The organism is Cryobacterium serini, from assembly GCF_004404025.1.
In the GTDB taxonomy this organism is placed as follows: Bacteria; Actinomycetota; Actinomycetes; order Actinomycetales; family Microbacteriaceae; genus Cryobacterium; species Cryobacterium serini.
In genome coordinates this window covers 353,518-366,205 of the sequence record NZ_SOHN01000008.1, presented here as the reverse complement: position 1 = coordinate 366,205, position 12,688 = coordinate 353,518, and the positions used below count along the sequence as shown (strand labels likewise).

Here is a 12,688-nt window from a genome sequence, read left to right as displayed (position 1 = left end):
GCGGGGTTTACTGTGCTCTGAGAACGCAAGGAACTCAGTCATGAAGGCAGTCAAATCTCTGTTCGCAGTGGTTGCGGGTGCAGCTCTGGTCCTAACAGCGTGCGCGGGTCGGGCGCCGTCACCCGACCGCTTCGAGAATGTCGGTGCCGCTACCTCGACGTCGGTGCACTTCACGGCTTCCGGCGACATTTCCTCCAGTGCTGCGGCAGCAGCGACGCTCAATCAGATTGGCGCCATCGCACCGGATCTCCATTTCGCGCTCGGTGACCTGTCCTACGGCCAGACCGGCGCCGAGCAGACCTGGTGTGATTTCGTCACCGCACGGGTGGGAGCCGGCTTCCCATTTGAACTCGTGTCGGGAAACCATGAGAGCAACGGTTTGAACGGCAACGTCAACGATTTCACGGCCTGCCTGCCCAATCAGCTTCCGGGCGTGGTCGGAACGTACGGGCGGCAATACTATGTCGACGTTCCGCAGGTCAATCCACTCGTGCGCTTCATCATGATCTCGCCGGCGCTCACCTATTCCGACGGGGTCTGGTCTTACGCCGCTGGCAGTCCCCGCTATCAATGGACCGCTGACACCATCGACGGTGCCAGATCTGCCGCTATTCCGTGGGTGGTGGTCGGGATGCACAAGCCGTGCCTGACGGTCGGGCAATACGGGTGCGACCCAGGAGCTGCACTCATGAACCTGCTCGTCAGCAAGCGGGTGGACCTCGTGCTGAACGGTCATGAGCACGTGTATGCCCGCAGCAAGCAGCTCGCCCTGGGAGCTACCTGTTCCCAGATCGTGCCTGGCAGCTTCTCCGCCGGCTGCGTCGCCGATGCAGACAGCACCCTGGTTCGCGGAGCCGGAACGGTTTTTGCCATCGTCGGCACCGGTGGGACTCCGCTTCGGGATGTGTTCGCCACCGACCAGGAGGCACCATATTTTGCCGCATCTTCCGGACTCAATAGCAATCCCAGTTTCGGAAACCTCGACGTTTCAGTCACCCCGGGCTCCCTCACCGCCCAATTCGTGCCGGCAACCGGCGCGTTCACGGATTCCTTCACGATTGCAGCGGGGGGTCCGCAGCAAAACCAGCCTCCGGTCGCCTCATTCACCGCATCGTGCACCAACCTGAACTGCAGCCTGGATGCGTCAGGATCGTCGGACCCGGACGGGACACTCTCCGGCTATGCGTGGAACTTCGGTGACGGGACGAGCGGAACCGGCCGGGTAGCCTCCCACGACTATGCGATTGCCGGTGACTATACGGTCACCCTGACCGTGACTGACAGTGCGCTCGCTACCGGGAGCACCACGCGCAGTATCGTTGCAGCGCAGCCTCCGGACGCCACCGTGCTCGCGACCGACGCCTTCACGCGCACGGTCACGAATGGTCTCGGAACGGCAACGCCCGGCGGTCCCTGGTCCACGACCGGTAGCGCCAGTATGTATTCCGTCAACGCCACCGGCCGGATGCGCCTCGCCACGGCAGGCACCACGGCGAACGGATTCCTCAACCAGGTGTCTTCCACCGCGAGCGACCTGCTGTTCACCGTGTCGGTAGACAAACCTCCGATCGGAACCGGCACCTATATCTCGGCCAGTGGTCGAAACGTCGTCGGCGTCGGCGCCTACCGCGCCAAGATCGTGCTGCGCTCAACTGGCCTGGTCGGAATTTCCCTCGTGCGCGTGAATGCGTCGGGCGGCGGAGAAGTTTCGCTCCAGCCGGCGATCAACGCGCCGGGACTCAGCTTCGCCGCCGGCGATCAGCTCAAGGTCCGGATGCAGGTAACCGGAACGAGCCCCACCACAATTCGAGCCAGGGTTTGGAAGCTGGGCACGACCGAACCTGCAACCTGGCACCGATCCATAGCGGATGCGACGGCCGCCCTGCAGGCTGCCGGCGGTGTTGGGGTCAGCATCTATGTGTCGGGTGCGGCGACGAACACTCCGGTCATCGGCACCATCGACGATCTGCTCGTCGTGCAGCCCCCAAACTGAGCGCTCACCCCGAAAGTATCGCCGCCGGCGCCCAGGAGTCTGCGCAACGACATCTGCCGCGCGACCAGACGGCCGACGGCAGGTGCCGTTACAGTGCGTAGTGCCGGTTGGTTAGACCGAAACCTTTTCGCGAGCCTGATACTTGGGGTGAGCCTGCTCCGCAGCGGCATCGAATTCAGCGTCGATGTCGGCGTTGGGCTTGTAGGTCACGAGGGAAACCACGGCGGCCACGATCAGGCTGGCCGCGAAGCCGGGCACGATCTCGTACAGGATGTCGCCGAGCGGGGAGTTGCCCCAGATGAAGACGACGACGGCGCCGGTGACCATCGAGGCGAGGGCACCCCAGGTGGACAGCTTCTTCCAGTACAGCGAGAGGATAACCACAGGTCCGAAGGCGGCACCGAAACCGGCCCAAGCGAAGCCGACCAGGTCGAGAATGGTGGAGTTCTGCTGCAGCGCGATGAGTCCGGCGACAACGGCAACGAGTAGTACGCCGACCCGTCCGAGCATGACGAGTTGCTTCGGGGCCGCGTCCTTGCCGACGATCTTGTAGAGGTCCTCGACCAAAGCCGACGAGGAAACGATCAGCTGCGAGGAGATCGTACTCATGATGGCGGCAAGCACAGCGGCCAGAACGAGGCCCGCGATGAAGGGGTGGAAGAGGGTCTGCGAGAGGAGCAGGAACACCGTTTCCGGGTTGGCGAGCGTCAGGTCCGGGTTCTGCTGGAAGTACGCGAGTCCGATCAGGGCAGTTGCGACAGCGCCGAGAGAGGTGGCGACCATCCAGCCGATGCCGATGCGGCGTCCGGCCGTGGCATCCTGCGGGGTGCGCAGGGCCATGAAACGCACGATGATGTGCGGCTGGCCGACGTAACCGAGCCCCCAGGCAACAGCCGAGATCACACCGAGCACGGATCCGCCGGCCGTGATGGACAACAGGTTCGGATCGATTTCGCGGATGGACTCGAGCGTGGCGACGACTCCGCCGGTGGCATTGAGCGCCACGAAGGGGACCGCGATCAGTGCGACGAGCATAAGGATGCCCTGGGCGACGTCGGTGAGGGTGGCGCCGAGAAAACCGCCGAACAGCGTGTAGAGCAGGGTGACGCCGGCCACGATGAGCATGCCGGTGAGGAAGGTGGAGCCAAAGGATTCTTCAAAGAAGACGCCGCCGGCCACCATGCCCGAGGAGACGTAGAAGGTGAAGAACACCAGGATGATCAGGCCGGAGACCACGCGCAGCAAACGCGAAGTGTCTTTCAGCCGATTTTCGAAGAAGCTCGGAATGGTGATGGAGTTCTTCGACACGAAGGTATAGGAGCGCAGCCGCGGAGCAACGAACTTCCAGTTCAGCCAGGCACCGATGGTGAGGCCGATCGCTATCCAGGCCTCGACGAGGCCGGATACGTAGATGGCCCCGGGGAGTCCCAGCAACAGCCAGCCGGACATATCCGAAGCGCCGGCGCTCAGCGCAGCGGTACCGGGTTTGAGGCCTCGGCCGGCGAGCATGTAGTCGTCAAGATCTTTGGTCTGCCGAAAGGCAAAATACCCGATGGCGACCATGCCAGCGAGGTATAAAACGATCGCGATTATCTGAAATGTTTGATCCGTCAATGGGATTCCTTTGTTGGGATGCCCGACGTACTGGACGTGATTACCCGCGCTGCGGGCAAGGTCAAAGTGCCAGTCTCGCAGAAATACGGGCTTTATGCCATGTCATACCACCCAATTGCCCACGTAACCGTTTGGTAACAGAGGGGCTTACCCCCTGTCCAAGGTTGCGCGCAGCCGGTCCAGAATGACCTCACACGGCCGACGACCCCGTTGCCCCTTCCGTTGTTTTGCAGAATTGGATACAGTCTCAAAATGATGCCGAGTTGGTCATCCGCTTGCTCGATGAGCATCGCGGCCATGCCACGACTGCCCTCGGTGCGCTACTCGAGCACTGAGGTTGCCGTCAGACCACGTGAAAGGCGAGGTCGCCGACCCCGTCGATGCCGGCGGTGACGGCACTTCCCGGCTCAATTCGGCCCACACCGGCAGGAGTACCGGTGAAAATAAGGTCACCGGGCCGCAGGGCGACAAACCGCGACAGAGCGGCGATCACGTCGGGCACTGGCCAGATCTGGTCGGCAAGGTCGCCGTCCTGATGGGTCACGCCGTCGACACTGAGCCAGATACGTGCCGAAGCGGGATGGCCGATCTCGCTGGCGGCAACGAGCGCAGTGCAGGGTCCTGAGAAATCGAAGCCCTTGGAGAGATCCCACGGGCGACGCAGTGCTTTGGCGGCATCCTGGAGGTCGCGCCGGGTGAGGTCGACGCCGCCGCCGTAGCCGACGACGTGGGTGAGGGCATCCGCCGCCGCAATGTCGGCGCCGCCGACGCCGATCGCGACCACGAGTTCCATCTCGTAGTGCAGGTTGTCGGTCTCTGACGGGAAGGGAACCGTGTGCGGAGCGACACTGTACGCGGGAACGCCCTCGTCGACGGCGAACACGGCGTCGGCCGGCTTGGCGAAGAAGAACGGCGCCTCGCGGTCGGGGTCGTTGCCCATTTCGCGGGCATGATCGGCGTAGTTGCGTCCGACGCAGTACACCCGGTGTATATAGAAGCGCTCTGCTCTACCAACGATCGGCAGGCTGGTGGCCTCGGGTGCGGTAAACGGGCCAGAAGTAGACATGCGGTCCTTTCGGGACTCAGGCGAGCAGGGCCGCGATGACGAGTAGAGCGGGCATCGACAAAATCGTGGTGAGAAAAACGGTGTCCCGGGTGACGACCATGGCTCGATCGTAACGCGAGGCGAAATTAAAGATGTTCTGCGCGGTCGGCAAAGCCGAGACGGCGACTACGGCGAAGAGCTCGGCGCCATCAAGATCGAACACGAAGCGTCCGAACAGAAACGCGATGATCGGCATCAGTACGACCTTGATCATGGTGGCCGCCACGACCTGTTTACGCCCGGTTCCAGCCTTCAGCAGTCGTTGGCCGTGCAGCGACATGCCAAACGAGAGCAGCACCAGGGGAATGGCGGCTCCGCCAATCAGTTCGAACGGCGCCAACACCGGGGCTGGCAGGGTGATATCGAAGGTCGCCACGAGCACGCCGGCAAGCGAGCCGAGAATCATCGGGTTTCGAAACGGCTGCGTCACGAGCGACACGAACGAGGCCCGGCCTCTGGTGGCCACGTCGAGAACGGCCAGGATGGTCGGGGCCAGAATCACCAGCTGAAGCAGCAGTACGGGCGCCACATACTGGGCGCTGCCGAGCACGTAGATGGCCACGGGCAGCCCAATGTTGTTGGCGTTGACGTAGGTCGCGCTCGAGGCGCCGAGTACCGTCTCGGCCAGCGGCGTTCGAAAGAACAGCCGCGCGAAGGCGAGGTAGATGAGCACGCCGACCACGATGGTGCAGACGATGACGACCAGAAATTTAGAGAAAATCACCGATACGTCCGCGTGCGAGAGCACGGTGAACAGCAGCGCGGGAGTGGCGACGAAGAAGGCCATTCGGTTGAGTACCCGGCCTGCGCCCGCGCCGACAATGCCGAACCGCTCGACAAAATACCCGATCAGGATGACAAACCCGATAATCGAAAAACCGACCAATACACCGCCCATTCTGACGAGCCTAAGGCTTACCCGAGCACGAACCGGCGCGGCCGTTTCGGCCGTGCGATCGACGTTGCTACGCTCAACGCATGCCCCGACTCGACGTTCCTGGCGCTTCCCTCTATTACGAGACCCAGGGAGACCCCGACTCGCCCGCCCTGCTCCTGCTCCACGCGGGCATCGCGACCCTGCGCATGTGGGACCCGCAGGTCGCGGCCCTCTCGGCCCACCACTATGTCATCCGCTTCGATACCCGTGGTTTCGGCCAGACCACGACCGAGAATGTTGAATTCTCCAACCGAGCGGATGCCACGGCGCTGCTCGATCATCTTGGCGTGGCTCGAGCCACCCTGATCGGGTGCTCGCGCGGAGGCACGATCGCGATCGATCTTGCTGTGGCAAGCCCCGAGCGCGTCGCAGGCCTGGTCACCATTGGGTCAGGACCCAGCGGGTTTCCCGATGTGGAGCTCACCGAACGTGAAGACGCTCTGTTCGACAAACTCGACGCGGCCTTCACCGGCCGGCAATGGCCGCGGCTGGCGCGGCTCGAAGTTGCACTCTGGGCGGTCGGGCCGACCCGCAAGGCGGCCGACGTCGACCCCGCTTTTCTGGCCCTCGCGCAGGAGCTCAACCTTCGCAACGTCATCCACGCCACGGAAGCGCCAATCCCGATTCCGCTCGAGCCCGCCGCGCTCGACCGGGTCAGTGACATTGACGTTCCGGCGCTGGTGACCGTGGGCGAGCTCGATGTCACGTCGTCGCTGGCTCACTATGAATTTTTGTTGGAAATGCTGCCGCAGGCCAGCGGCTGCACGTTCCGCGACACCGCTCACCTGCCGAGCGTCGAGCATCCGCTGGAGTTTCAGCGCGTGCTGGTCAGCTGGCTCGCGACCAACAGCCTCTGATCCTTCCGTCTCCTCCCCCGCCCGCGTCGTGGGCAATTGTCTACACCCTGCGGCGCGGTCTGCCCAGATTTTCTGTGCCCGGTAGCCTGTGTGCAGAGTGACCGACCGCGGGGAGATCGATGTCAGAGCACGAGCCAATCCGGAGCGGAGAATTCTACCTTCGGCATGCCGGTCTCATCATTTGGCCGCGCAATGCCAGAGACCTTAGCGACACGGCGCTTTGCCCGGCCTGCCACGCACCGCTGAGGTCGCCGGTGTGTACCAGTTGCCGACTCGACCTGCAGCACGGGGCGGCAACGGAATTACTGACTCTTTCAAGAGAGGCCGCAGCAGCATTGCAGCGTCGCGCCGAGCTGATCGGGCGCATCCGCTACGAAACGGAGACCGGCCGGGTCGCCGTGACCCTGCCGGTGAGCACAAATTCGGTCGCTGCTAGTTCAGTCGCCACGACGTTGGCGTTACCGGCTCCGACGCTCTTGCCGGTTCTGCCGACAGCCGCTTCCGCAGCGCAGCGCAGCGCACTCCCCGCCGCGCCGACGGTGTTCGACCCGACCGCCCGCACGCGCGGCCCCAGGGCGGTTGTATCTCCGCAGGCACCAGCGTTGCTCCCCCCAGACCGAAGCGCTGCGCCGGCCCTGCCGTCAAAACCCCGGCGTTCCAGCGTGCAGGTCGTGCTTCTCTCCATCGGGGTGCTGTTGGTCTCGGTTGCTGCGATCTTCTTTCTCACCGTTGCGTGGATCGTCGCCGGGCTGGGGTTCCGCTTTGTTGTCGTCGCGCTGCTGACCGTGGCGGCTCTCGTGGTCGCCGCCCGGATGCGTCGTTCGAAGCTGACGTCCACCGCCGAGGGAATCGGAAGCTTTGCCGTGGTACTCGTGCTTCTCGACGTCTGGGGTATTCGGCAGAACAACCTTTTCGGCCTCGCCGCCGCAGACGGGCCGCTCTACTGGGGAATCGCCCTGACAGTTTGCGCAATGCTTTTTCTTGGCTGGCACGGCCGGTCGAACCTGCGCGTGGGCAGTATCGCCGGTTTCGTCGTTGCGGTTCCCGGCATCGGGCTCTTCGCGGCCGGTCTCTTTCAGAGCCAGGACACGCTCACTCGCGTTTTCGTCGGCTTTCTCGGTGCCGCCATCATTGCCCTGCTGCACCGCGCAACGTTGCCCCGGCCCACGGATGGGCGCCGGCGGCCGGCCACCGATCGATTCCTCGAGCGGATACTGCTGCTCGCGCTGGGCGCGCTGGCCCTGGTCACGGCGGCCGTTGTCGCGGTCTTCGTAGAGTCCGACCGCCTCATCGCGCCTGTCTGGTGTCTCGGCGCGGTCGCGCTCGTTGCCACGGCGCACGCCGTGCTCGTAGTGCGTGCACCGCATTCCGCGTTGATCCTTCAGAGCGTCGACATGGCGCAGCCAGCCCGGCTCATGGGGGAATACCGGGCTTTCGCCTATCTGGCGGCGTCTCTGGCCGCGTTCGCGGCGGCTGGTATCGCGCCGGTCGTTGCCGGTCGCTACGACAGTCTGCCGTTTTCACTCACCGTGCCCGTGCTCGTCGCCTCCGCTTTGGCCGTGGCACTCGAACTCTTCGCTCGTCACCTCGCCGCGGCCTCAGCCGCACGCACGGCCGGGTTGGTGGCAGCCGTTTCGGCCACCATTGTCGCGGCCATTCCGCTGCTCCTCGCTACCGGGTACGCCGCCTGGCCACTCATCCAAGCCACGGCAAACGGACTACGCGACCGTGAGGTCGTCCCTGACCTCGCCAACGCCGATAACGTCTGGGCATTGCTTGCGCTGGTCGGAGTCGGCGCAATCCTGTTCATCGGCTGGGCCCTAGGCGGTTTGCTCCGCGCCCGGCGCCAGATCGTGACCGCGCTCGGCCTGGCCGTTGTCGTTCTCGCTGTGCCCTTCTCCCCGCCCATCGGGGTTATCGTCGCGCTCTACCTGCTGCTGGGCGCGGGCGCCCTCATCGGTCTGCTCCTCGCGCGATCCTCTGTGCCAACAGCGGTGCCGCCCAAAAACGATGACAGGGGTCGGTTCTCGCTCGGCTTTCTGGTGCCGGCCATCATCACGCTCCTCGTCGCTGGCGAGACCTTGGGCTATGTCATCAGCTGGGGACATCCCACAACCTGGTGGTTTGGCACGGTATCGCTCGTCGTCGCGCTCTGGTTCTCCCGACTGTTGGTCACGCGCAGGGCAGCAGGGCCCATGCTCGCCAGCCCCGTGCTCGCCAGCCCCGTGCTCGCCAGTGATTCCCGGGCTCAGGCCCGCGGAGCGCTGTTGGCCGCGGCGATCATGATCGCCCTGGTCGGGGTTGGCCACGTTCCCCTGGCCCTCGCGCCGGAACAGCTCTGGTCTGACGCGATCAATCTGGCCAACGTCACGGCTGCCATTGCCCTCGCCACGGCCCTCCTGCACCTGCTCGTCGCTGCGGCAGCGCTTTGGCCGACGGCGCTCTCATCTCTCGATCGGCGCTGGGCATTCTTCGCCCTTCTCGTTCCGACCGCGATTGTCTTCGTCCTTCCGATTCGATTGTGGTCTCTTGCCGCCGACGAATCTCTCCTGCAGCCCGAACCGCTTGGATCCATCCTGCGCGCCGGCATTCTGGTCGCCGCGTGTGCTTTGTGGGTCTTTCTGCGCGCCAACGATGGCGTGCTGCACTGGGAACGTGCCATCGCCGCCATCGTCCTGGCTCCGGCAATGTATCTACTTGTTCGCGAGATTTTGTTCGCAACGGCTGCCGTGACATCCGTTTTCATACTCGCAGCACCGGCTGTCGCCCTCGTAGTCTGCTCGCTCGCGCTGTTGCACGGTACAAACCGTAGCGGCAACACCGACAGCGTCACGGCCAGCCCCGCTGTCAACGACGCGGCTGGTGCGACCGGTGCGCTGGACGTGGATTCGTTTGCCCGCCGCGACCGGGTCGCCCTCGAAATCGGCGCCGCGATTGTGCTCGTGCCAGCCCTGTTCACCGCAGTAGTCACGTTCCGTTCCCTCGGCTGGCTGGTGATCGTGTTCGCCGGCATCGTTGCACTCATCATGGCGATCGCGCCTGACGGGCTGTTTGGATCCCGGTCGAAACGCCGCCACTTCGGCTGGCTTGCCCTGTTCCTCGGCACAGCCGGCCTCTGGCTCGGCCTCGATCGAGCCGGGATCGTCGCACTCGAACCGTACGTGTTGCCGGTCGCCGGCATCGTGCTCACCACGGCCGCACTGATTCGCCGCTTCGGCACAACCGATCGCTCGAGTGAAGCAAGTCCGGTAGCTGGCCTCCTGACTTTCGCCGGACTGCTCATTGCTCTGGTACCGCTCGCCGTGTCGCCCGAGTCGGGGTCGCTGGTGCGTCCAATCGTGCTGGCTCTCGTGTCTGTAACCCTCATGATCGGTGCCGCACTGGTGCGCTGGGCTCCACCGTCGTCGACCTATCTGGCTGCGGCCGGTCTGGTCGGCGCGATTGCCCTGGTCGTGACAGCCTTCGCACAGACGCAGCGCCTGGTCGGTGCGCCCGGCGCCCCCGATGGGCGACTCGAACTCTGGCTGGTCCTTCCCGCCATGGCGGCAATCACGACCGCGGTTTTACTGGTTCGCCAAACGGATGCCGAAACAATGGCGCTCCGACGCGGCGCGGGCATCGCGCTTGTGCTGGCGTGGGCATCCGTTCTGACCTGGGTCGAAGTCACCGTTGTCAGCGCCCCCGCAGATGCCGGACTGTCGACGCCCCGGGCTGTTCTACTCGTGCTCGCTCTCTCTGCGGTACATGTATTTTCCCTCGCGCGGCCCCGGGCGCCGCTGGGGGCAATCACCGCCTGGAGCGTGCTCGCACTGGCTGCCCTGGCCGCTATCACGGTGGCCAGCTCTGGCGTGGTCGACCCATTCGAACTCGTCACCGTGCCGGTAGCCTTCGCGCTGATTGGGTCGGGCTGGCTGCGCCTGCACAGCGATCCACGAGCACGCAGCTGGCCCTGGTTTGGTCCGGGACTGTTGTTACTTTTGGTGCCGTCGCTGCTGCTCGATCTCACTTACAACGACCTGTGGCGCATCGTCAGCCTCGGTGTCGTAGCAATTATGGTGCTCGTGATCGGCAGCACGCGGCGACTGCAAGCGCCGTTCGTGATCGGTGCTGCCGTACTGCTGATCCACGGTGTCGCCCAGCTCTGGCCGTGGATCGCCCTCGCCTACAGCGTGGTTCCGTGGTTCCTCTGGCTCGGTGGCGGTGGCATCCTGCTTATCGTTCTCGCTGCACGCTACGAACAGCGCATAGCGAACTTCAAGTCGGTTGCCCTGCGCATCAGCGCGCTGCGGTAGCCGGTTACACCTAGAACGGCTGCGGGTCGGGGTCGGTGATGTCCCAGGCCGAGGCCCACGGGTTGGGCGGAGCCGGTTCGACTGCGGGCTCGGGTTGCGGTGGGGGTGGTGACGTGTCGGCCTGTTGTCGCAGGGGGCTGATGCGGGTGGCGGGGTCGGTGGCGTAGTGTTTGCCGGCGGGGCTGGTCCAGTTGAGGGTGCCGTCAAGGTCGGCGGTGACGGTCCAGGCGGAGTAGTGCTTGAGGTTGTGGTGAGCGGGGCAGAGGTGGTGCAGGTTGGCGGCAATGGTGGGGCCGCCGAATTGTTTGTCGCGGGTGTGGTCGAGGTCGCTGTGCCCGGCGGAGCGGTTGCAGCCAGGGAACCGGCAGGTCCCATCCCGCAGGCGCAAATATTTCTTCAAGCTTGCCGGCACCCGAAACGGTTCCGCGCTGACGTCGAGCACGATGCCGGTGTGCGGGTGGGTGAGGATGCGCAGAAAACTCGTCGCTGTGCCCGCGAGGCGGCGGGCGACCTCCGGGGCGATCGGCCCGTACCCTTCGAGTTCGCCCGGCTCCTCGCTCGTGCCCATCAGGGTGAGAACCGGCACGGTGATATTCACGTTCGCGGCAAGGCCGGCGCCGAGACCGGAGCTGGTGACCCCGTGGGCGAGGAGGTCGACGGCGACATCGGCGCGGAGCTGGCTGAGCGTGCGGGGCTCGTCGGGGCCCTGCAGGCTAATGGCGGCGTCGGTGACGCGGGTGTAGATGCCGTGCAGGTCGTCACCGGCAGCGCGCAGCCACAGCGTGGCCATGCCGTCTTTGTCCGGGTAGAACATAACCTTGCGGTCGGCCAGGCATTTGGTGCGGCGAACGGTGATGCTATCGGGATGGAACCGTTCCCGCAGCTTGCGGGCCTTGCCGTCGAACTGCGCCGGAGTGAGCCTGCGAGCGTGCGGCAGCAGCACCGCTTCCAGCTCGGCCCGGGCGGGCGGGGGCACGGAGTCGAGCTGGTCGAGCACCCGCCGCGCATGCCGCAGGGAAATGTCCCCGGTGCGCAGCGCATCGAGGGTCTGCGGGCGGGACTCGACCAACACCCGGCTCTCCTGCAGGAGACCGGACGCGGTGCCGGCCGGGATGCGCAGCGCACACGCCACCTCCGCGACCAAGCCCTGCTGGGCGGCGAACGTGGCGTCCCAATCGTGCTCGTGTTGCGGCCCAGCCTGCGGCCGGCCGGTTTCGGCGGTGTTGGTAGTGTAATCCCACGCCTCCGTAAGAACCTCAGCCTTACTCGCTTGCGCCCAAGCAATGACCCTCTCGAAATAAAGCACCCGGTTGACGAACTGCGCCTGCCGCCGCTGGAACGGGTTCACGTCAGTGAGCACGCCAAGCGCGGCTGAGCCAGCAGCAGCCGGGTCGAATTCGGCTGAGCCAGCGGCAGCCGAGTCGAACGGGACAGGGCCGAACGGATCGGCGGCGCACGGGTCAGCGGCGCACGGATCGGCAGCGCACGGGTCAGCGGAGGACGGGTCGGCGACGCACGGATCGGCGTGGTGCTGGAGAGCGTTGTACTCGGCGAAGATAAACTCCTCGCGGAGGTTCTCGTCGAACAAGTGCTCGGGCGGCACGGCGGCGAACACTTCGGCGAGATCGAGGTCGGTCGGGATGGTCGGACCGTCGGCGAGCTGCACGTCCTGCCGAAACTTCACCGCAAGTGAAGCGGCGGCAGCCTGTGCCGCCGCTTCGGCTTCGTCTTCGGCCTGCCACTCACACAGGCACTGCAGCCGGAACGCGTCGAAGAATGCGCGTTCTTCAGCCGAGAACGACCACTCGACGAACTCCCCCTCACAAACGTCGTCGAAGCCGGAATCGACGAAGCCCGGTCGGGGGGTGTCGCCGCTCTGGCTCATGCTTC

Annotated in this window: 7 protein-coding genes; 3 read left to right on the top strand and 4 right to left on the bottom strand. The window is 65.0% G+C overall.

Going from position 1 to position 12,688, the window contains the following annotated elements; translation table 11 throughout:
• Nucleotides 1–40 precede the first annotated feature (40 nt).
• A complete protein-coding gene (locus tag E3T51_RS05045; protein ID WP_134528290.1) occupies nt 41–1,993 on the top strand; it encodes a PKD domain-containing protein in 1,953 nt (650 codons plus the stop codon).
• 111 nt (nt 1,994–2,104) lie between these two features.
• On the opposite strand, the gene putP is transcribed toward E3T51_RS05045, so the two are convergent.
• The 3 genes from putP to E3T51_RS05030 all read right to left on the bottom strand — a co-directional run bounded on the left by putP (nt 2,105) and on the right by E3T51_RS05030 (nt 5,610).
• Nucleotides 2,105–3,607 (bottom strand): sodium/proline symporter PutP, encoded by a 1,503-nt coding sequence (gene putP / locus E3T51_RS05040; protein ID WP_134528287.1) that lies wholly within the window; start codon nt 3,605–3,607, stop codon nt 2,105–2,107.
• Between the two features lie 343 nt (nt 3,608–3,950).
• Nucleotides 3,951–4,673: a fumarylacetoacetate hydrolase family protein gene (locus E3T51_RS05035; protein ID WP_134528284.1), complete on the bottom strand. Its 723-nt coding sequence runs from the start codon at nt 4,671–4,673 to the stop codon at nt 3,951–3,953.
• 16 nt (nt 4,674–4,689) lie between these two features.
• Nucleotides 4,690–5,610 (bottom strand): AEC family transporter, encoded by a 921-nt coding sequence (locus E3T51_RS05030; RefSeq protein ID WP_134528282.1) that lies wholly within the window; start codon nt 5,608–5,610, stop codon nt 4,690–4,692.
• Between the two features lie 80 nt (nt 5,611–5,690).
• On the opposite strand from E3T51_RS05030, the gene E3T51_RS05025 reads away from it, so the two are divergent.
• Nucleotides 5,691–6,506, top strand: a complete 816-nt coding sequence (locus E3T51_RS05025) for an alpha/beta fold hydrolase (protein WP_134528279.1) — start codon at nt 5,691–5,693, stop codon at nt 6,504–6,506.
• 335 nt (nt 6,507–6,841) lie between these two features.
• On the top strand, nt 6,842–10,798 hold the full coding sequence (locus E3T51_RS05020) for an SCO7613 C-terminal domain-containing membrane protein (RefSeq protein WP_134528276.1): 3,957 nt from the start codon (nt 6,842–6,844) through the stop codon (nt 10,796–10,798).
• Nucleotides 10,799–10,808: 10 nt separating this feature from the next.
• Here E3T51_RS05020 and E3T51_RS05015 read toward each other — a convergent pair whose 3' ends face one another.
• Entirely contained in the window at nt 10,809–12,683 is a 1,875-nt protein-coding gene (locus E3T51_RS05015; RefSeq protein WP_134528274.1) for an HNH endonuclease signature motif containing protein, read from the bottom strand.
• Nucleotides 12,684–12,688: the final 5 nt, after the last annotated feature.